The organism is Halomicrobium sp. IBSBa (assembly GCF_017612575.1).
GTDB lineage: Archaea > Halobacteriota > Halobacteria > Halobacteriales > Haloarculaceae > Halomicrobium.
Window position 1 is genome coordinate 338,856 of record NZ_JADPQC010000003.1, and the last position, 18,009, is coordinate 356,864.

23 protein-coding genes are annotated in these 18,009 nt (G+C 58.9%); 14 read left to right on the top strand and 9 right to left on the bottom strand.

The genetic code is table 11. The annotated features are described in order from the left end of the window. Nucleotides 1-8: 8 nt before the first annotated feature. Both IL252_RS11295 and IL252_RS11300 read right to left on the bottom strand, forming a co-directional pair. The gene (locus tag IL252_RS11295; protein WP_208628083.1) at nucleotides 9-521 is read right to left on the bottom strand and encodes a PadR family transcriptional regulator; all 513 of its coding nucleotides are present in this window, start codon (nucleotides 519-521) and stop codon (nucleotides 9-11) included. Between the two features lie 440 nt (nucleotides 522-961). Next, nucleotides 962-1,225 (bottom strand): winged helix-turn-helix domain-containing protein, encoded by a 264-nt coding sequence (locus IL252_RS11300; protein WP_208628084.1) that lies wholly within the window; start codon nucleotides 1,223-1,225, stop codon nucleotides 962-964. Nucleotides 1,226-1,472: 247 nt separating this feature from the next. On the opposite strand from IL252_RS11300, the gene IL252_RS11305 reads away from it, so the two are divergent. From IL252_RS11305 to IL252_RS11320, 4 genes are all read left to right on the top strand, one after another. Next, on the top strand, nucleotides 1,473-1,667 hold the full coding sequence (locus IL252_RS11305; protein ID WP_208628085.1) for a hypothetical protein: 195 nt from the start codon (nucleotides 1,473-1,475) through the stop codon (nucleotides 1,665-1,667). A 373-nt stretch (nucleotides 1,668-2,040) separates the two neighbouring features. Continuing rightward, on the top strand, nucleotides 2,041-2,187 hold the full coding sequence (locus tag IL252_RS11310) for a hypothetical protein (RefSeq protein WP_208628086.1): 147 nt from the start codon (nucleotides 2,041-2,043) through the stop codon (nucleotides 2,185-2,187). A gap of 78 nt (nucleotides 2,188-2,265) precedes the next feature. Next, nucleotides 2,266-3,213, top strand: a complete 948-nt coding sequence (locus tag IL252_RS11315) for a hypothetical protein (protein ID WP_208628087.1) — start codon at nucleotides 2,266-2,268, stop codon at nucleotides 3,211-3,213. A 102-nt stretch (nucleotides 3,214-3,315) separates the two neighbouring features. Further along, the gene (locus IL252_RS11320) at nucleotides 3,316-5,025 is read left to right on the top strand and encodes a tetratricopeptide repeat protein (protein ID WP_208628088.1); all 1,710 of its coding nucleotides are present in this window, start codon (nucleotides 3,316-3,318) and stop codon (nucleotides 5,023-5,025) included. 59 nt (nucleotides 5,026-5,084) lie between these two features. Here IL252_RS11320 and IL252_RS17830 read toward each other — a convergent pair whose 3' ends face one another. Then, nucleotides 5,085-5,387 carry a winged-helix domain-containing protein gene (locus IL252_RS17830; protein ID WP_369334728.1) on the bottom strand — a complete coding sequence of 101 codons (303 nt, stop codon included), beginning with the start codon at nucleotides 5,385-5,387 and terminating at the stop codon, nucleotides 5,085-5,087. A gap of 139 nt (nucleotides 5,388-5,526) precedes the next feature. Here IL252_RS17830 and IL252_RS11330 point away from each other — a divergent pair, with 139 nt between their 5' ends. From IL252_RS11330 to IL252_RS11340, 3 genes are all read left to right on the top strand, one after another. Beyond that, nucleotides 5,527-5,796 (top strand): hypothetical protein, encoded by a 270-nt coding sequence (locus tag IL252_RS11330; RefSeq protein ID WP_208628090.1) that lies wholly within the window; start codon nucleotides 5,527-5,529, stop codon nucleotides 5,794-5,796. 241 nt (nucleotides 5,797-6,037) lie between these two features. Beyond that, nucleotides 6,038-6,382 (top strand): PadR family transcriptional regulator, encoded by a 345-nt coding sequence (locus tag IL252_RS11335; RefSeq protein WP_208628091.1) that lies wholly within the window; start codon nucleotides 6,038-6,040, stop codon nucleotides 6,380-6,382. Then, nucleotides 6,379-6,525, top strand: coding sequence for a hypothetical protein (locus tag IL252_RS11340; protein ID WP_208628092.1), 147 nt, complete (start codon nucleotides 6,379-6,381; stop codon nucleotides 6,523-6,525). The genes IL252_RS11335 and IL252_RS11340 overlap by 4 nt, the downstream gene beginning before the upstream one ends. A gap of 4 nt (nucleotides 6,526-6,529) precedes the next feature. Here the strand turns inward: IL252_RS11340 and IL252_RS11345 are convergent, their stop codons facing one another. Further along, on the bottom strand, nucleotides 6,530-6,739 hold the full coding sequence (locus IL252_RS11345) for a hypothetical protein (RefSeq protein ID WP_208628093.1): 210 nt from the start codon (nucleotides 6,737-6,739) through the stop codon (nucleotides 6,530-6,532). Nucleotides 6,740-6,823: 84 nt separating this feature from the next. Here IL252_RS11345 and IL252_RS11350 point away from each other — a divergent pair, with 84 nt between their 5' ends. The 4 genes from IL252_RS11350 (at nucleotide 6,824) to IL252_RS11365 (ending at nucleotide 10,177) form a co-directional block, all read left to right on the top strand. Continuing rightward, a complete protein-coding gene (locus IL252_RS11350; RefSeq protein WP_208628094.1) occupies nucleotides 6,824-7,399 on the top strand; it encodes a J domain-containing protein in 576 nt (191 codons plus the stop codon). Between the two features lie 226 nt (nucleotides 7,400-7,625). Continuing rightward, nucleotides 7,626-8,669 carry a site-specific integrase gene (locus IL252_RS11355; RefSeq protein WP_170094382.1) on the top strand — a complete coding sequence of 348 codons (1,044 nt, stop codon included), beginning with the start codon at nucleotides 7,626-7,628 and terminating at the stop codon, nucleotides 8,667-8,669. Between the two features lie 156 nt (nucleotides 8,670-8,825). Then, nucleotides 8,826-9,230 (top strand): hypothetical protein, encoded by a 405-nt coding sequence (locus tag IL252_RS11360; RefSeq protein WP_208628095.1) that lies wholly within the window; start codon nucleotides 8,826-8,828, stop codon nucleotides 9,228-9,230. Further along, complete coding sequence (locus IL252_RS11365) at nucleotides 9,227-10,177, top strand: DUF4326 domain-containing protein (RefSeq protein ID WP_208628096.1); 951 nt, start codon at nucleotides 9,227-9,229, stop codon at nucleotides 10,175-10,177. The genes IL252_RS11360 and IL252_RS11365 overlap by 4 nt, the downstream gene beginning before the upstream one ends. 19 nt (nucleotides 10,178-10,196) lie before the next feature. On the opposite strand, the gene IL252_RS11370 is transcribed toward IL252_RS11365, so the two are convergent. Continuing rightward, nucleotides 10,197-10,394: a hypothetical protein gene (locus IL252_RS11370; protein ID WP_208628097.1), complete on the bottom strand. Its 198-nt coding sequence runs from the start codon at nucleotides 10,392-10,394 to the stop codon at nucleotides 10,197-10,199. Between the two features lie 100 nt (nucleotides 10,395-10,494). Here IL252_RS11370 and IL252_RS11375 point away from each other — a divergent pair, with 100 nt between their 5' ends. From IL252_RS11375 to IL252_RS11385, 3 genes are read left to right on the top strand one after another with little or no spacing between them, the layout of a single operon-like run. Beyond that, the gene (locus IL252_RS11375; protein WP_208628098.1) at nucleotides 10,495-10,851 is read left to right on the top strand and encodes a hypothetical protein; all 357 of its coding nucleotides are present in this window, start codon (nucleotides 10,495-10,497) and stop codon (nucleotides 10,849-10,851) included. Continuing rightward, a complete protein-coding gene (locus IL252_RS11380; protein ID WP_244257078.1) occupies nucleotides 10,852-11,118 on the top strand; it encodes a hypothetical protein in 267 nt (88 codons plus the stop codon). Further along, on the top strand, nucleotides 11,115-13,001 hold the full coding sequence (locus IL252_RS11385; RefSeq protein WP_208628099.1) for a hypothetical protein: 1,887 nt from the start codon (nucleotides 11,115-11,117) through the stop codon (nucleotides 12,999-13,001). The genes IL252_RS11380 and IL252_RS11385 overlap by 4 nt, the downstream gene beginning before the upstream one ends. 677 nt (nucleotides 13,002-13,678) lie before the next feature. On the opposite strand, the gene IL252_RS11390 is transcribed toward IL252_RS11385, so the two are convergent. The 4 genes from IL252_RS11390 to IL252_RS11405 all read right to left on the bottom strand — a co-directional run bounded on the left by IL252_RS11390 (nucleotide 13,679) and on the right by IL252_RS11405 (nucleotide 17,687). Continuing rightward, nucleotides 13,679-13,927, bottom strand: a complete 249-nt coding sequence (locus IL252_RS11390; protein WP_208628100.1) for a hypothetical protein — start codon at nucleotides 13,925-13,927, stop codon at nucleotides 13,679-13,681. Beyond that, nucleotides 13,924-14,874: a hypothetical protein gene (locus IL252_RS11395; protein WP_208628101.1), complete on the bottom strand. Its 951-nt coding sequence runs from the start codon at nucleotides 14,872-14,874 to the stop codon at nucleotides 13,924-13,926. Before IL252_RS11395 ends, IL252_RS11390 begins: the two co-directional genes overlap by 4 nt. A gap of 243 nt (nucleotides 14,875-15,117) precedes the next feature. After that, nucleotides 15,118-15,426, bottom strand: a complete 309-nt coding sequence (locus IL252_RS11400) for a hypothetical protein (RefSeq protein WP_208628102.1) — start codon at nucleotides 15,424-15,426, stop codon at nucleotides 15,118-15,120. Beyond that, nucleotides 15,426-17,687 (bottom strand): hypothetical protein, encoded by a 2,262-nt coding sequence (locus IL252_RS11405; protein WP_208628103.1) that lies wholly within the window; start codon nucleotides 17,685-17,687, stop codon nucleotides 15,426-15,428. Before IL252_RS11405 ends, IL252_RS11400 begins: the two co-directional genes overlap by 1 nt. Nucleotides 17,688-18,009: the final 322 nt, after the last annotated feature.

Genomic DNA, 18,009 nt, shown 5'->3' on the forward strand with positions numbered 1-18,009 from the left:
AAGCGGAGTCAGTATATGCTGTTCTTTGCGTACTCAGGGTATTCATCGTAGACGATATCAATGAGGTTCGAAATTGGGTAGCCATTGTACTCTTCGACTACCTGCTCGGCAACCTGGTAAATCTGGTATAGCTTTCGCTCGCCTTCCGTGAGGGTTTTGTTCTGGTCCTCTGAGAGATCCTCGAATGCCGTTTCATCATCTTCTAATTGATCAGTGGGCATGTTTTCTTCAAATGTCGTTTTCCCTCGCTCAGTGAGACGATAATCGTATCGAGTGTCACCCCCGTACGTCGGCTTTTCCTTGGATTCAATCAGTCCCTTTTTTTCCAGGAATTCGAGATTATCGTAGAGACTGTCGTCGAAGGGCCCGTAGTCGTATGGGATGAAGTCGTACGGGTCAATGTCGTAGTCCTCAAGCTCTTGATCCGATAGAAAAGCTAGCTTCTGGAACCGCGTTCGACCCTTGATGTGTCCACCCGCCGTGTATAGTAGTGCGAGGGGGAGGACGCGTTTGGCTTTCATAGCTTGTGTGACTGCAGTGTGCTCTTTCAGCTCTTTTACAGATACAGGTTTGTTATGGAGGAGTAAAGGCCTTGTGACCGACGATATGGATTACAAAAGGCTTGATCCTGACGAAAGTCGCCTGACATAGATCTCACGTATTTAATTGGCAGCTCAACTCGCATACTCAAAGAACAGGGTGTACGAAGACCAGTAGGTTGTAGATTGAACAAAAGTTCGCTAGCCAACTATCTCAGGCACGGCGGTATTTCGCTGACTAGTACTCTCTAAGAGGACTACACCGTAGCAGCCACGTGCTCGTACTCGCCCTGCGACGGCGTCTTTCGCAACGTCAACCCGGCCAGCACCGACTCCCGCAGCACTTCCGGCGGCACACCTTCCACGTCTCGAAGCACGGCGTCGAGCGTCCACCGGTCGTACTGACTCGCGGCCGGCGCGGGTCAGGCGTTCGGCTCGGGCTCGTCCCGAAGATCGGCTTTACCCTGTAGATACGCTTGCCCGCGATCCGTGATCCGGTACCAGGTGCCCTCCTCAATCACCAGTTCGACAAGCCCCGCCTCCTTCAGCTTGGGAAGGCGTCGCTGAATTGTCGAGTACGAGATCCCCGCGTCCTCGGCGTTGAGATTGATCTCGAGCGCCTTTTTGTTCAGAATTGCGCCGCTCTCGTCGAGGAATTCGAGGATGATATCGTCTCTACCAGTCATCCATTGGGCTCGATGGCGGCGTGACACAGTCGTTCGTCATTTCGACGTAAAATAATCCCACCCGTTTCAAACCACTTTGGGTAGATATCTTATATCTGTGGCCATATATCTACCCAAAATTATTTTACTATGGCCAGATATCTACTCACCACGGTCGGCGCGATGCCTCTCGGGGCTACGACTTCCCTGAAAACGGGGGTCGACGCCCGTGTCTCCAGCACAGGCATCGCGTTGGCCGCACCAACGCATGCAAACCGACGCACTCCAGGGACTTAGTAGGTCCCAACCGACCGACGCACAGTCTTCGATCGGCCGATGCCCCGTCTGCGGGACCCCGCTCGACGGCATCGCCTGCGACGGGCCGGCGGGATACGCCGCCGACCCCTGCGGCCACGCGCTCGGCCAGCTGACCGTCAGCGCACTCACGTGTGATTCGTCATGACCAGGAACACCACGTATCGACAGTCGCACCGCCCGCGCATTCAGCCACCGATTCGATCACATTCGGTCACGATTCGGTCATCCGTCAGCCGCCCGAAAACCGGACGGACGGCGACGCTCCGCCGATCCACCCCGAACCAGACCCCGATTCGGTCACCCGCCCGCCGCAGCCTTTCAAGCCCAGTCGTTCAGGCTTCAGGTATGCACGGAGGCGACGCATGACGACGTGGTTCGACCGCACGGGGTTCCAGCGCGATCTACTTGACCGACGCGGGCCGCGACGCGTTCGAGGCTCACGTCGAGAGCGTGGCGGCGATCTCGGGCCGCGAGTCCGACGCTGCGCCGACGGCGCGGGCTGACGGAGACAACGGACGATGAGCGAGGCCGACGCCCGCGACGACGCACACAGCGGCCCGACGGTCGACGCGTGCCAGTGGCGGCTTCGCTACGAGGTCGGCGAACTCACGCACTTCACCGAGTGGACGGCCGACTTCCCGACCGTCGAGGACTACTACGAGTAGTTCTATCGGGTCCTGACCATCATATGCAAGGAAAATATGAATTGGCAAATAGTGTGCGCAGAGTGATTAAAATAAGCGATGGAAAGCAATCCAGAATACCGATACGATCGGCACAGAGAAGAGATCTATGTCGAAGTGGACAACGATAGGACGACACTCTATTCAAATGCCAGTAGAAAGGAGTTTGAAGTTGTTTCTGATATAGAAGAACTCGTTACTAAGGCCTCGGCCCTGTCCGAGAGGCTTATCGACACAATTCAAAACCGAGATCGCTTGGTTCGGGAAAATCAATACTTTCCAGTCCTGAACACACTCCAAGAGAAGGCAGGGGACTACTACGAGCAATGTCTTCACCTCCAATCGGTCAGTGAGGAAACGTCTTCTGAGATTATCCAGGCTAAACTGGGACAGTTGTACAAACTAAACAAACTTCTCAAGCACTACTTCCGGATGCTCTCCGTCGCTCAGAGCATCGGGTTTTCTGAGCGATTGGTATTTACTCACCTCTCCAGCCATGGCTACGTCTTCCTCTACGGGTTTGTCAGAAATGTCTGTTCGACGCTAGAGTATCTCGGAAAACTGCTGGAGAATCGGCAAGGGAAGGGTACACTGGGGTTGGACGCTGAAAACGTGAGCTTCAAACAAGTATATAAAGAGATTCAGAATCAGGGGATCGACGAGACATTCAATCCAGAGCAAAAAGTCGAGATCCCAGGAAAGGCAAAACAGATGAAAGTAGGTGAAATTGGGCTCAATGACGCAGAGATGGACTTTCTCTGGGACAAACGGAATGATATCGTTCATCATTGCCCAATGGTTGTCCAGGAGGATACGGTCGAGCACCTCCCAGATGATCTGCTCACGACGGCTATCTTTACCGAGTCAGATACTGAGATGCTAACACGGTTAGCATCACGTGTACATCTTCACTCAATAGGTATGTTTCTGAAATACATATCTGGGTATATCGAAGAGCTGTTAGACCAGCTGATTGAGGCCTGGTACCACGAAAGAGAAGACGAGTAGAAATACTCCGCTGAATTCGACGCCTGATGTGATAAACGGACTTGCTACATTGATTGAATCACTATTTTATCAGAGCAGTTCAAACGGAGTGTCATCCAACAGATGACTGACGACGATGCCGACGAGGGGGAGCTGGTCCACGCCTCTGTCGAAGAACTCGCCGACGCTGTGATGCAGTGTGCTGGCCACTACTCGTTCTTGATCGGTGCCGGAACTTCCGTGCACGACGTGCCGACGGCAGGGATGCTCATCGAACAATGGCGGGAAGAGAAATACGAGATCGTCGATCCCGACGAGGGTCGAGAGGAATGGGTCGAGCAGAAGGAAGCCGAGGAGATGAGCGACGACGAAGGTGAGTACGGCTTCTGGTTCGAACAGCGCCACAAGACCGTCGGAGAACGTCGTCACTTCATCGAAGATTTAGTCGAAGATGCCGATCCGAATTTCGGTCATATCGTCTTGGCGAGCATGATGACCGGATTGAACGGAGAAGACGACGATGAAGATGGTTCTGGATATGTGCCGGTCACACTGACCCCCAATTTCGACGATCTCCTCTACGACGCGTTCTATCTCTTTCTGGAGGACAAACCGCTCGTCGTCGATCACAACGTCATCGCGTCGCAATTTCAGCTGACTCGGGATCGACCAGCAATCATCAAACTACATGGCGATTATCTCTATAACAACATTCAGAACACGTCCGACGAAACTGCTGATCTCGAAGAAAATATCGAGCGTGCGATGTCGCTTGTGCTGCAGGAGTACGGGATGATTGTTCTCGGATACAGTGGAGAAGACGACTCGATTATGCAGGTATTCGAGGATGAAGAGTTCGAGATTCCCGACTATGGGCTATTCTGGTGTACCCTTGATATTGACGACATCTCAGAGCGTGTTAAGAAAATATTGAAAAAGAGCAATGCGTTCGTTGTAGAAATAAATGGGTCCGAAGAAACATTCAATAAAATATATAGTTATTTGAATAATAACGATGGATTCCGGGTTCCAAATCCAGATAGGATTGAAGAGCGAGCCAAAGAGCGATCAGATCAATTAAGAGAAGTTGTGGAAGAAGGCGGGCCAGAATCTCTTGACTTAGTAATGCAGGGTAGAAAAGAACGAGCTCAAGGCAACCACCACTCTGCCCTAGAATTATTTAGTCAAGCTGTGGAAGAAAATCCGGAGAATGCTAGATGTTATCATCATAGGGGAAACACATATCGCGAGATTGGAAAATATGATAATGCTATTTCAGATTTCACTCAGGCTATTCGCTTGGAACCCAACGTCGGGGAATTTTACCATTCCAGAGGATTGGCTCATGAGAATAATGGAAATTATAAACAAGCGGTGGAGGATTACTCAGAAGCCATCAAAATCGATGGTGACCGTTCTCATTTTTACCAGAACCGCGGAGTCTCATTTGTTCGTCTGTCTGAGTACGAATTAGCTAAATCTGACTACAAAAAGTCAATCAAAATAGATAACAAAAGCTCATATGCTAGGGTGAATCTGTCAGAGCTACATTTGATTTTGCAAGAGTATGAATCAGCTCTCAAAGAATCGAAAAATGCGATACAAGTAACTCAAGAAGATAATTTAGTTTCAATATCACTTGTTATGTCCATCATGAGTAAAATAATGCTCGATATGGACTATTCTACTGAAGAGTCTAGACTCGAGACGGTGCACGATGAGTCTGATAGCATTAGCTGGAATTTCTCAGAAATTGAAGGATGGATAGGTGAGCAGGAGTTCAATCAAAATCAGGAAAGAGAAATAAAAAGAATTCTCAATATGGTGCAGTGACTCTCATCATTACATCATTTCTGACCACACAAATCGGCCCTCGCAAAGTGTTCTCTCTCTCAGTTACCAGGTCCTTCTTGTAATCGCTGACTGACTTCGGCAACCTCCTCATCACCCAGATCTTCGTCGAGATACCGTTGACCAAGCTCGGTGATTGAATAGTAAGTGTCGTCCTCCTTCTCAAGGACACCCGCGTAGGTGAGAACCTTCAGCCGCCGATAGAGTGTAGCTTCGGCTACTTCAGTGTCGTACCGAGTCCTTAGATTATAGCGGATACTCGTGGCTCGAAGTGCAAGCCCAGATTCGTCCAAGATCTCCAAAATAGGGCGATCTGCGTCCCTCATTCCGTGAACTGGGCGCATTTGGCCCGAATGACACAAAGGAACCGTTTAATGTCTGTGTTGACCCGTGCAGAAGACAGCTTTAGCAACCACATATATGAGTGCTATGGCTACCAAAGAAATAAGTACTGCTACTACACACGTGATAGTTGTAGCTATCATGGTGTCGAAGGCGTCAGAAATCGACGACGCCCGCGGTCAGGTCGCGGACGCCGTGAAAGCTGCACTGCAACGCATGCAAACCGACGCACTCCAGGGACTTAGTAGGTCCCAACCGACCGACGCACAGTCTTCGATCGGCCGATGCCCCGTCTGCGGGACCCCGCTCGACGGCATCGCCTGCGACGGGCCGGCGGGATACGCCGCCGACCCCTGCGGCCACTCGCTCGGCCAGCTGACCGTCAGCGCACTCACGTGTGATTCGTCATGACCAGGAACACCACGTATCGACAGTCGCACCGCTCGAACCGAGTCGACGATCGCCGCGCCACCAGCCCGCGACCGATTCGATCACATTCGGTCACGATTCGGTCATCCGTCAGCCGCCCGAAAACTGGACGGAAAGCGACTCTCCGCCGAACCACCACGAACGAGGCCCCGATTCGGTCACCCGCCCGCCGCAGCCTTTCAAGCCCAGTCGTCCAGGCTTCAGGTATGCACGGAGGCGACGCATGACGACGTGGTTCGACCGCACGGGGTTCCAGCGGGATCTACTGCACGCGATCGTCGCGCTCGACGCCGACGACGAACTGCCCTACGGACTCGCGCTCAAGGAGTGGCTCGGCGAGCGCTACAGCGACCCCGTGAACCACAGCCGGCTGTACCAGAACCTCGACGCCCTCACCGAGGACGGTCTGATCCAGGTCGAGGCCGTCGACGACCGGACGAACGCCTATCGACTGACCGGCGCGGGCCGCGACACGTTCGAGGCTCATGTCGAGAGTGTGGCGGCGATCTCGGGCCGCGAGGCCGACGCTGCGCCGACGGCCCGCGCCGACGGAGGCGATGGACGATGAGCGACCAGGACGAGAGCGAGCAGCTCGACGACGAACTCCGACAGGCTGTGGAGGAGCAGGCCGAGTCGGCCGTTCGCGCAGTGGAAGAACACATCCGACGCGTTACTGCTGACGTCGATTCCGAGGAGGAACCCTCAGAATGACGATTCAGTCGTCGTCCCGCATCCCGCGGATGTCGTCTTCGCTCCAGGGCTGCAAGACGACCGGCCCGTCTTCGAAGCTGCTGACCATGACCTGCTCGCCGGGTTCGATCCCCGATCGCTCGACCGCAGCCTGTGGGATCGTCACCACGATGGATGCGCCGTCTTCGCGTACTTTCCGCGTCTCGTGTATCTCCGTCTGTGAGTCGTCTGACATCGGTTCGTCTGTGTGCCGTTCTGGTATTTCAAAGATAGCCACGCGACCGCCCGAAGCGATCGCCGAGCGCCGGGAGGTGCTGCGATGACCTTCGAGTGGCCGCCCGCGCTCCAGCGCACTCCCACCACGGACCGCGAGCGGAACAACGCTTTCCGCGTGAGCCTGGCGAAGGCTTTCGACGAGCTGGAGACCGAACTGGAGCGGGTCGGCGTCGACGACCACCGCTACGGCTTCGCCGCGCCCCAGCGCAAGCGCGACCAGCGCCCGTACGCGGACTCGAACCCGGACGATCCCGGCTTCGTCCTCCGGTGGACTATGGACGGCGACCAGTTCGCGGTCGCCTGCGACCGCTACCAGCAGTTCCGGAGCAACGTCCGAGCGGTCGGGCTCTACCTCCGGGAGAAGCGCAAGATGGAGCAGCGCCCGGTCGTCACCGGAGAGAGCGAATTCGCCAACGCCCGCCTCCCCAGCGGCGACGAGACAGTGGTGGCCCAGCGACCGGCCCACGACGTGCTCGGCGTCGACCGCGACGCTGACCCCGAGGCGGTCGAGCAGGCCTACCGCGAACGGGTCAAGGAGGCCCACCCCGACCACGGCGGCAGTGAGGAGGACCTCCAGCGGGTCCGCCAGGCGAAGGAGGTGCTGCTCGATGGCGAGTGAACGTCACGGGACCGTCAGCCCCGACGGCGACGGATAGCACAGTACACCGACGCGATGCGGTGGACTCACTGGTGGTAAATCCGGGTTCGATTCCCGGAGGGTCCGTCGACAGCGGGCGCGCCTCTGCTTGGTACCCAGACCGCGCCTGCTGTCACGAATAGAGACCCATGTTGATACACACAGACCGCCGTTTTGGTTGTTGTGGCACAGCCGGAGGTGTCGGTGGATGAGCGACGGACCCGACGACCTGCCGGTCGACCGCGCCGTCGACCGATTCCTCCGCAAGCGACAGACGGATTCGACGGATCGGACGCTCCGGTCCTACGAGAGTCGGCTCCAGCCGTTCATCGAGTGGTGCGAGGCCAACGAGATCGAGACGCTGAACGACCTGACGGCCTGGCAGATCGACGAGTACGACCTCGTGCTCCGGGAGCAAGATCACGCGCCGACGACGATCAAGGGACACCTCTCGACGCTCCGGGTGTTCCTGAAGTACGCGGCCAACGTCGGCATCGTCGACCACGAACTCCCGGAAGCGATCGACGTTCCGACGCTCGACCGCAACGAGGAGCAAAGCGAGGAGCTCCTGTCGGCCGAGGACGCGACCAGTGCGCTGGCGTTCTTTCGAGACTCCAAGCGCTACTTCGGCGTCTCGATGCACGCCTTCCTCGAAGTCGCCTGGCACACTGGCGCGCGGATGGGCGGCCTTCGAGCCCTCGACCTGGAGGACTACGACGAGGACGACCAGTCGCTGTACTTCCGTCACCGGCCGTCGTCGGACACGCCGCTGAAAAACAAGGCCGAGGGCGAACGCCTCGTCGGCATCGCCGACCCGGTCTGCGAGGCGCTGGACACCTACATCGTCCGGGAACGCGCCGACAAGCGCGACGAGTACGGCCGCGAGCCGCTGTTCTGTGGCCGCCAGGGTCGCCCGTCGTTCACGACGTTGCGCTCCTGGTCCTACAGAGCGACCCAGCCGTGTCTCTGGACCGAGTGTCCGCACGGCCGCCGCCGATCCTCCTGTGAGTGGACCGAACGACGTCACGCTTCGAAGTGTCCCTCGTCGCGATCGCCCCACCGGGTCAGGACCGGCTCGATCACCTGGCAGCTCAACCGTGGCCTCAGCATCGAGATCGTCGCCGAGCGCGTCAACGCGACGCCGTCGGTGATTCGCCAGTACTACGACCAGGCGACGGCCGAGGAAGAGTTCGAAAAACGACGCCGCGCAGCCGAAACTGCGCTCGACATCGACAGACACTCAGACCAATGAAACTCAGCAATATCAGCAACCTAGAAACCGCAGGATGGGGACCGGAAAACGCCACCCAGTGTGAGCCCTCCGACCCCATGCGAATCTTAACGCTATCTTATCATTCCTGAGAGGAATTGATCCGAACAAAGCCGACTCCACCACGGGGTGGTCGGCGTGATCGAACGCCACACTGACGAGCACGGAAACCAGGTCTCGTCACTCTCCAACTGTCCGCTCTGTGGCGTTCCGATCGGACAGCGGACCAGCTCTGGCCGCCACGTCTACTACAACTGCCCAGCAGCGCCCGCATTCAGTGACCTGGGGAGTCTCCGGGACGGCGGGCCCTCCGAAGAGGAGGTCCGCGAGACGATCCGGCGCGAGATCTCTACGGACTCCGCCGTCGCCGCTGACGGCGGCCAGATCACCTGTGACGAGTGTGCCGACACCGTTGCCCCCGAACACCATCGCGTCTACCTCCAGCCCGCTGGGGGCCACAAGGACCTCTGCCTGGAGTGCCAGACGGACGTGAACAGCGAACGGCTATACCGCCCTGCCGACGCTCAGGAGGGATCCCAGTGAGCCTCGAAGACTTCGGAGCGCGAAGCTGGCCGTCCCTCCGCGCGGTCGAACGGGACGATCACGGTGACGTAGTCTGTCCCGCCTCTGGCGATCCGATCGAACACACTCGCGGCGATCTGGAGGTCCCGGTCGTCCGTCTCCAGGACGACCAGCTCCGGGAGCGCCTCGAGGACAGCGGCGTGGAGTGGGTTCGATCACGAGGCTACGAGTCCCACAGCCACGATCTCCTGATTCCGGAGACGGTGGAGGGGCCGAAGGCCCTGGCCTACTCGAGCCGCATGGTCGGAGTCCGCGCCGACCTCGGACCGGACGGGGAGGCGTGGATCCCCGCCCACTCCGACGACTTGGAGGCCGCCGACCGCTCACTCGAAATCGCGGACTCCAGTGCCGCCGCTGACGGTTCCGGCGTGACGACGGACGAGAGTGCCAGCCCGGCCACGGGAGCCGACAGTGCGCCCGCCAGCGCCGTCTCCGACGACGTGCGCGGAGACCGGCCCGACGCCGTGGACGAACTGGACCTGCCGACGAGCTACGAGGACGGCCACCCGCGCTGGACCTACGTCGGCCACGTGATCCAGGACGACGAGACCACAGTGAACGCCGGTCGCTCGGGACCGGACGGTCAGCTGAACCTGATCACTCAGGACGAGATCGGGAAGCCCGGCTGGCTGGGGAACCCGTTCAAGACCGAGCGCGCCGGTGGTGACTACTCGCTGGAGGAATCTGTCTCCGCCTTCGTCCACGCCTTCATGACCCGCCTCGAGGAGGATCCAGAGCTACGTGAGGCGGTCCACGACCTCCGCGGCGAGGTTCTCGGCTGCTACTGCCACCGCCTCAAGGAGACCGGCGAGGATCACCAGCTCTGCCACGCCGACGTGATCGCTCGGGTCGCCGATCGCGTGATCCAGCGCCGTGATCGGGCCGACCAGTCGGGGGGTGAGCAGTAGATGCTCGGAGATCAGAGCGTTACTGATCGTCGTCTTGGCGAATATTCCCCTTCCGGACCTTGGTTCTCGCTTTTCTCCGTTTCACGGTCGGTGGGCTCTCGGCGAGACCCAACTTCTCGACGATCGGCAATCGCTCGGCGACTTTGCCGCCGTGCTTTTCCCACACACTTTTCGCGAACCACCCGATCAGTCCAGCGCCGAGCAGCTTCCAGACCATATCAAGGTTGGACGGAACGGCGCGTAAAAACCCTTCTTGCACCCACCGACAATTGGGACGGCTGCGCTGTAGACACGGACACTGAACAGGAGGAATCGCGGTGAACTCCGAACAGGCTCGCCTTGAGGTCGGCGACACGCGGAAGCCGGCGGTGATCAAAGCCCAGCGACGAGTCACGACGGGCGACCTGGCGGCGCTCGCGATGTGCGCCCATCGCTACAGCCCCGACGACGTGGAAGGCTGGTATACGCACGAGTTCGACGACATCCTTCGACAGTGGATCGCCTCGAACGTCGGTAGCGTCATCGCGCGCCTCTCACCACACTGCGAGGACACGCGCGGTGATCTCGCGCCGATCCATCCGTCCGAAGAGCTGTGGGTAGGCAGTGTCGAGACCGGCCCGACGCAAGCAACACTCGCGGTCACAACGGATACCGAGCAGGGGGGTGAGCGGTAGATGTCCGGGATCGAACGGGTGAGTTCCCACATCGAGGAGACTCGCTGGCTCCAGCGATCTGACGATCCGGTCATGTCGCCAGAGGACGCCTGGATGGACGGCGTTCCACTCCACGTCCACGACCTCGAGGCGGACGAAGTGAGATATCACCGCCATACCGGGACGGTGCTCCTCTGTCGGAACGGGACGCTCGTGACGGTCGTAGACGAGGACAATCTGAGGCCGACCACTCGGGCCGCGGTGGAGTTCAGGAGGGATCAGCAGTGAGCTTAGACACTCCGCCCGGCGCGAAGATCCCCACTCAGGACGACGGCGAGGAGCTGCTCCGCCAGGAGGGTATCGAGACCACGACTGAGGTTCTCCCGGAGCCAGCGCGCCACGGCGCGAACCTCCACTACGTCCTGAACGATCTCCACCTTCCGGAATCGGAGATTCCCCACGACTACGGAGATCGGGACCTCGGAGACGGCTCACTCTACCAGCACGCTCGGGCCCGCTGGTACCAGGCACAGGAACGCGGAGAGATCGTGTCCATCGAGGACTCCCGTGGACGAGAGCGTGAGTACGTCGTCGTCGAGGACGACTATCAGCACGAGGACGAGCGCGTAGCTGTCACGCTGAACAGCTCTCGGTGTGAGCTCGGGACACTCACCAGCGCCGGGAACCACCGCCAGTGGTACAAGTACAACCTGACGCTCCAGCCGGTCGACGACGACGGAGAGATCCGCTGGGGATCCAGTCCGAACACAGCCCTGAACGTCGTCCTCCGCCCACAGTACCCGAATCTGGCGAAGGCTTCGAACGGCGAGATCACCGAGAACTGGAGCCCCCCGTTCGGAACCGGAACGGAAGTGATCGTCCAGACGACGTGGGCGGACTCCGCGGACGAGATCGAGGAGCGATCGGTCAGTCTCGTCGACGACGTTCTGGGCTACACTGTCGACGAACTGGACATTCAGAATGACTCTCGGCGCTTCTGGAAAGCGGAGTGTCACCACCGGGTCATGGAGGAGGTCGCCGACGAGATCGTTCACGTGATCCGCCAGAGTTCTGAGCTTCTTGCTCGCCACGAGGCAGATATCGAGGAGCGATCGATCCATTCGGACGGGAAGTGGCAGATCATTCAGCTCACTACGGACGGCTGGGACCAGCTGGGCTTCCCGATCCTCTACGGCCAGGAGATCGAGATCAAGCTCTACCTCCCAGACGCTCCTGCCGAGTACCTGGAGTACCCGATGGATCAGCCGAAAATCGAGGTCAGTCTCCGTGGACGCCCCTCCAGCGGCCAGGCGTATCACGCCGACCGCTGGGGACAGATCTACGGCGTCCTCGAGGAGATCCTGCTCTCCCACATGAAGTGGGCTGACGTTGGGACCGAGCATGTCCTCCAGGACGAAATGAGCGAGGGGCCCCACGCCGATCTCCTCCGCTGGGAGCACCCAGAGGGTCGGCGTGCCTGGCTCCGAAACCACTACGAGAGCCTGATTCCGCGTCTCTACGCGGAAGCCAGGAAAGCCGATACCGTGGCCGTCTACGACATACTACACTCCGTGAAACGCCGGGGGACCGCTACCTACGAGCAGATCGCCGACGACGTTGGTCTTCACCAGGGGACAGTTCGGGGCCACGTCGCCCGTCTCTGTGGAGACGGGGGTGAGCCCGGAATCCTCAAGCGAATCCAGGACTCCTGTACGTTCGTCACCTTCTCCGCTCGATTCTGGGAGGACGACGCCCACGAGGCACTGGACCAGACCTATCCGAACGACACCGCCGAGGATCGGAAAGAGCGGCGAGAGGGGCGTGTTGAGGCCCGTTTCCTCAAGCGGACACTGGGAATGACGCCCGCCCAGTCCGATCGCCACGAGGACTGGACCGACGAGGAGCTGGACGCGATCCTCGAGGCCGCCGAACGAGCTGGCGGTCGTGAGCGCGACGACGACCTGGACGGCGATCGGGACGATCGGGGCGAGGACGTTGACGGAGTGGAAGATAGCTTCGGATCCTCGTCGAACGATCAGACCGAGAACTGGGATCTCTTCGGAGATCTTCCGCTGACTGCACAGGACCTGGCGGTCGCCCTCGAGACTGAGACCGTGCAAGAGGACCACGTCCAGGTCCGGACAGATCCGTATCCGACCCTGGGCGACTGAGGCCGGCGTAGCCGGCGTGGCCCGCCTGGCGTGTAGCTGCTGCTCTCTTCTTTTTCGCGTGTCTTAACCAACAGTCACCCTCAGAATCGCCCAGTGTTGGTTAGCTCTCGCTTATATTCCAAGTATTCTTGCCACTATTCACTTTCACCGGGGTGTTAACGGTAGGAGCGCGCCAGTTTTCTACCACTATTCTGGTACCTTTACCGTCGCTGACCGGGGCGATCGGACCGCTCGAGGCCGCCTCTGGGCCGCGTTCGGTGGTCCGTGTTGGGGGCGGTCCCTTCCAGGGGGCCTACGACAAGTGCCCCTGGGGGGAGAGGAGAAAACGCGGGCCGCCATACCGGCGGCCCGCTACCGCCACCGCCAGTGTGGACTGTCCGGCCAGTCTACGAGCCTCACAGTGCCAGTAGCTGCGATACTACTACGTGGTGGTTCGGAAGGGTACCCTTTCAGGAGCCATAGGAGAGCGCGCGCCTTCGCCCGTCCGCCCGCCTGAAACGCTCAGAGTCCAGTTGAAAGATGAAGTAAGGGGTTCGGAACCACCAGATTGCTCTCCGACAGGCTGGTTTTCACCTGGAATTTCTTTTCAGGTCGAACGATCATGTGCTTGTCTGAGCTACCGGAGCGTGTTTTTCGAGTGGAACTCAGAGAAATAGTTGTTTTACGCTGTGTTCAGATCAGACCTCGCGTGTCTCGACGTGCTCGCACCCTTGAGGGAGATGGTCTTCAATGTCCGACAGCATGTTCTCGACGGCCTCGTCGGGAAGCGTCGTCTCGACCGAAACGATGAGCGTGTGCCCACGGAGCGTCCGTGTGATCTCCTCAATGGGGATGCCCTGGTTTGTCTCGATCTGCTCGGCCATGTGGACCTGCCAGTCGGAGGGGGCTAATGGTCGTGGCAAGGAGTACTCAATTTCCACTGTCATGGGAGCTGAATAACTCGGAACTGTGACGTGCGGACACGACGCGTGGCGGCCGTTGTGTTCTCGGTCCGTAGGTACATGACCTTCTCAAAGCTTCCCTGCGATCCTGACGGAAGATCACTGTCAATTGTACCAGAGTAACCGCCACTGTAAAAATTCACCTCCTCCCCAGCTATGAACTCTGCACGTAAATCCACTGTCCGAGCCCCAACGTTGCTTATAATTGTAGTTGTAGTTTCTGATGCTCCGTCATGAACAACGCCCAGTAGGTCTCCGCCACTCAGTTTAAATCCGAATCCTGGGCTCCCTTCCCCGACTTCTCCAGACGAATAGTAATCGACCCGGCCACTATCACTGTCCAGTATCTCGATCCGCATTTTGAAGATGCGGTCTCTATCAGCATCGTTCGGTCGAGGATTTGCCACGAACGGGATTTTGCGGATTTGGGCAACAGATCCAGAGGTAGAACCCGTATTAAGTGTGACAAAAAACGAGTTGGCCTCTATAATCCCAGATCCCTGTGTAACATTGTCAAATCCGTCGAGTGATTCAAACGATGTTTTAAAATCGTAATAATCTGATCGGAGGAGCCAGCGCGGGTCGGAGTAGTCAACCGCGTCGCCGAGGTCACTGTTGAGTACCTCGCCTGTACTGATCGATTCATGTTTTGTTTCTCCGAATGAGGGACTCTGATTATGCGGTATCCACTCTCCCTCAAGGGCAATATAGACTCCGTCACTTCGAGTGATTGCACCCCAGCCATCTGCGGGATTCGGATGTTCTTTGACCAACGATTCTTTCGACTCTGCGTACAAGGTCTGTGTTATTTTCCCAGACATGTTTTGTCTTCTTCCGCTGATTCCCCAGTTCCTCTCAGACTGATCGCCTGCGAATCTTTTCGACGCCATACACCCTGCAATACCTCCTGTTCCGAGGACTGCTGCCTCCAAGAAAGACCGTCTCGAGATCTCTCTCACCATGGGACAGCAGCCCCCATTTTTTCGAGTACCATCTGTTCGAGCGCTCCTATTTCTGGACCACGCACACCCCAGAAGACGCCGATACTGAAGCCAATGAGGAACAACAGAAGGATTCGAAATCCACCTGTTTTCCCCTGCTTCATTCCAAGGAGTGCGCTATTTTGCATTACAATCACTCATTTCTAGAGATCACCATTTCAATCGTGTCGCTGATCATACGACTCTCTGAACCTCTTCGAGTAGGCTGTTGCTCTGGATCTGATCCCACGCCAGGTGGACGATCTCTTGGGCCCGACCCACGTCTGCGGAGATCACGCCGGCCACCAGCAGCAGCGCCAGCACCAGTGCGATCACCTTCATGTCGTGCGCTACGGTTCCCCCCGTGTTCACGACCAGTCCACTGACCGCGCTCAGTTTGTGGACGTAGAGCGCCACGGAGAGCAGCCCGACCAGCACCACAGTGCTCACTCCCTGGATCCCGATCGCCCGGACTCCATGCTCGAGGAGGTCTCTGAGGATCATTAGTTACTCCCCGCGTCGATCGTGACCTCTGTCTCCGGTGTCCGTGCCTCCTCTCGACGAGCCCGCCACCACTGCCAGAGACTGAATCCGGCGTAGCCGATCACCGCCAGACCGGCCAGTGGAATGATCTCCGCGAGCCCAGAGTTAATCGCTCCAGAGATCGATCCGGGACGGATCAGCTCCAGCGAGAGCAGTCCAGTCCCTCCAGAGACCACGCCAACAACGGCCCAGCGCCGTCGACCGGAGAGGCGGGAGCGTCCCGTCGCAGCGATCAGTAGCAGCACGAACACGACCCACGCCACGACGACGCCGATCTCTTGGAGCTGGATCCCGTCGGTCGGATCGCTCCAGGAGCCGTCACTCCCGACGAAGCCGCCAGAGCCACCGGATCCACCAGAGCCGCCAGCACTGCCATCCGGTTGACGGATAACCAGCGCCTCCTCGCTGTCGTCGTCCTCCAACTCTACGTACTCGGTTCCGGCGTCCGCCTTCTCCAGATACCGCTCTCTCGGGAGACTGTACAGTCCGTACTGCTCACCGGACTGGACCTGGTACCAGCGATAGGTAACGTCCGTGCCTGGTCCGCTGGTCCCTGGTCCGATCTCGAGGCTGGGCTGGTCGGGATCGGCCACGTGAATCCCCACGTCTCCCTCCGAGACGATCGGCTCCAGCGGAATCGTGGTCACACGCGCCGATCCGCCCGCTGGTGCGTTCGGGAGTTCCATTACTTGGCCGTGGGCCCCGATCACTGCCGTCTCGTCTGGGTTCTCCCAGCTCTCCGAGTGCGTATAGTGAACCCGGTCGCCACTCTCGGTCCCGCCGACGGCGATCACGAAGCCCGGACTTCGAGACTCCACCGTGATCCCGGCGTCGAGACTGGAGTCGGATGGATCGGTCGGGTCTGTCACCGAGATCTCGCCGTTCTGGACCTTCACTTTCTGGCCGGTCGTCCGGACGGCGATCGTGTCGCCGCCCTCCACGCCAGGAGAGCCGTCGCCGTCGTCCAGTTGCACGACCAGTTCGGTCCCGTTCTCGAGCGTCCACCCCTCGCTCGGGATCGACTCCCAGGAGCCGCCGTTGACCGACTGCTCCACGGTCTCGATCTCGTAGATTCGGCTACTGAACGGGATTCGGAGCTGTGCGTCCTGACGATCGCCTGCGAACGTGTGGCTGACGTTGTAACTCTCTTGCCACCCACCAGCGGTGTAGGTCGTGTCCACCTGGACCTGTGCGCTGTGGCGGTAGTCCAGGATCACCTCGGGAGCTGGGGCGTCCCCGGATAGCGATCCGTCTCCGACGTGGACGGTGATCGTGTTGACTCCCTCTTGGATCCAGCTTGTGTCTGTCTGGAGAGCCCGCGTCTCGCCCTCTTCGAGTCGGCCCACTGCGGAGCCTCCGGTCGCCTCACCGTTGACCACGACCTCGGGAGCGACCGTCTCGGTTCGCTCCTCGAGGCGGAGCGTCGCGTCTGTGGTCGTGCTCGAGGCGGTCTCGACGTACACCGCGTTCGTCGTGTCTCTGAGATCCGAGACCTCTTTGCTGATGGTCTCGCCTGGAGCGAGTACCCCGCTGTGGAGAACCTCCGGCGTTCCGTCGCCGTCCATGTCCAGACCGGGGTTCTCCGTGTGCTCCACGCGGTCGTAATCGATCTGCCAGTCTACCTGGGAACCGCCCGTGATCACCTCTACACTCTGGGATCCCGTCGTCAGATCCGAGAGTGAGACTGTCGCTGTCTCGTCCTGGTAGAGAACTCCCGAGTACTGGGCGTCTGGCGTCCCGTCCCCGGTTACGTCGATCCCTGGATCCTTCGTGGCAGTCGTCTCTATGTACCCCAGCTCCACGTCAGCGGGCCCGCCAGCCATACCAACCTCAAGTGTGTATGGACCTGGTGAGAGATCAGAGAAGGACGGGCTCCATGTCTCCCCGTTCTTTAGAAGTCCGTTATAACTGGCTTCGTTGGTCCCGTCACCGTCGATATCGATCGCTGGATCTTGGGTTGCTGATCGCTCCGTATACTCGATAGTCGCGTCGACCTGGTAGCCCGTCGAGACGCTCGCGGTCTTGGATCCCGGAGAGAGATTCGAGAGCTGGTAGGTCGCCGTCTCCCCGCTCATCAGGATCCCGGTGTGGGTCGCCTCGTCGGTGCCGTCGCCGTCGATGTCGATCGATGGGTCCTCGGTCGCCGTACGCTCGGTGTAGTCGAGTGCGAAGTCAATCGCACCACTCCCGTCGAAATCAATCGACGACGTTCCCGCTGACACGGGAAAGTCGACTGTTTGGAAGCTTGTGACTGTCCCAAACGTGGCACTCGTTCCATCACTCGCTGTTGCGCCGACATTCGTCGCACCAGATCCAGTGATCTCGATAGCTCCCTGCTGTTGTAGCTTCGCACCGCCGTACTGCCCCTTTCTCCAGACTCTTTCTTCTGAGATATCTTCCGTTTTGAGGTCGAAGTATCAGTACCTCACAAAGCATCGCCAGTTAGCCGGACCTAAGTTACCTGTTTTGTCGTGATGAGTCGTCGATAGCGGTTGGACAGCACTGATCGAAGGCGGAGCTGTCGCTGTCGGCGGCGCTTCGCCG

Excerpts from the sequence above, each read along its gene's own strand:
- IL252_RS11320 (WP_208628088.1), top strand. The coding sequence starts at position 3,316 with ATGACTGACGACGATGCCGACGAGGGGGAGCTGGTCCACGCCTCTGTC.
- IL252_RS11310 (WP_208628086.1), top strand. The coding sequence starts at position 2,041 with ATGAGCGAGGCCGACGCCCGCGACGACGCACACAGCGGCCCGACGGTC.
- IL252_RS11305 (WP_208628085.1), top strand. The coding sequence starts at position 1,473 with ATGCAAACCGACGCACTCCAGGGACTTAGTAGGTCCCAACCGACCGAC.
- IL252_RS11345 (WP_208628093.1), bottom strand. The coding sequence starts at position 6,739 with ATGTCAGACGACTCACAGACGGAGATACACGAGACGCGGAAAGTACGC.
- IL252_RS11340 (WP_208628092.1), top strand. The coding sequence starts at position 6,379 with ATGAGCGACCAGGACGAGAGCGAGCAGCTCGACGACGAACTCCGACAG.
- IL252_RS11370 (WP_208628097.1), bottom strand. The coding sequence starts at position 10,394 with ATGGTCTGGAAGCTGCTCGGCGCTGGACTGATCGGGTGGTTCGCGAAA.
- IL252_RS11335 (WP_208628091.1), top strand. The coding sequence starts at position 6,038 with ATGACGACGTGGTTCGACCGCACGGGGTTCCAGCGGGATCTACTGCAC.
- IL252_RS11350 (WP_208628094.1), top strand. The coding sequence starts at position 6,824 with ATGACCTTCGAGTGGCCGCCCGCGCTCCAGCGCACTCCCACCACGGAC.
- IL252_RS11380 (WP_244257078.1), top strand. The coding sequence starts at position 10,852 with ATGTCCGGGATCGAACGGGTGAGTTCCCACATCGAGGAGACTCGCTGG.
- IL252_RS17830 (WP_369334728.1), bottom strand. The coding sequence starts at position 5,387 with ATGCGCCCAGTTCACGGAATGAGGGACGCAGATCGCCCTATTTTGGAG.
- IL252_RS11330 (WP_208628090.1), top strand. The coding sequence starts at position 5,527 with ATGGTGTCGAAGGCGTCAGAAATCGACGACGCCCGCGGTCAGGTCGCG.
- IL252_RS11390 (WP_208628100.1), bottom strand. The coding sequence starts at position 13,927 with ATGACAGTGGAAATTGAGTACTCCTTGCCACGACCATTAGCCCCCTCC.
- IL252_RS11315 (WP_208628087.1), top strand. The coding sequence starts at position 2,266 with ATGGAAAGCAATCCAGAATACCGATACGATCGGCACAGAGAAGAGATC.
- IL252_RS11400 (WP_208628102.1), bottom strand. The coding sequence starts at position 15,426 with ATGATCCTCAGAGACCTCCTCGAGCATGGAGTCCGGGCGATCGGGATC.
- IL252_RS11295 (WP_208628083.1), bottom strand. The coding sequence starts at position 521 with ATGAAAGCCAAACGCGTCCTCCCCCTCGCACTACTATACACGGCGGGT.
- IL252_RS11300 (WP_208628084.1), bottom strand. The coding sequence starts at position 1,225 with ATGACTGGTAGAGACGATATCATCCTCGAATTCCTCGACGAGAGCGGC.
- IL252_RS11355 (WP_170094382.1), top strand. The coding sequence starts at position 7,626 with ATGAGCGACGGACCCGACGACCTGCCGGTCGACCGCGCCGTCGACCGA.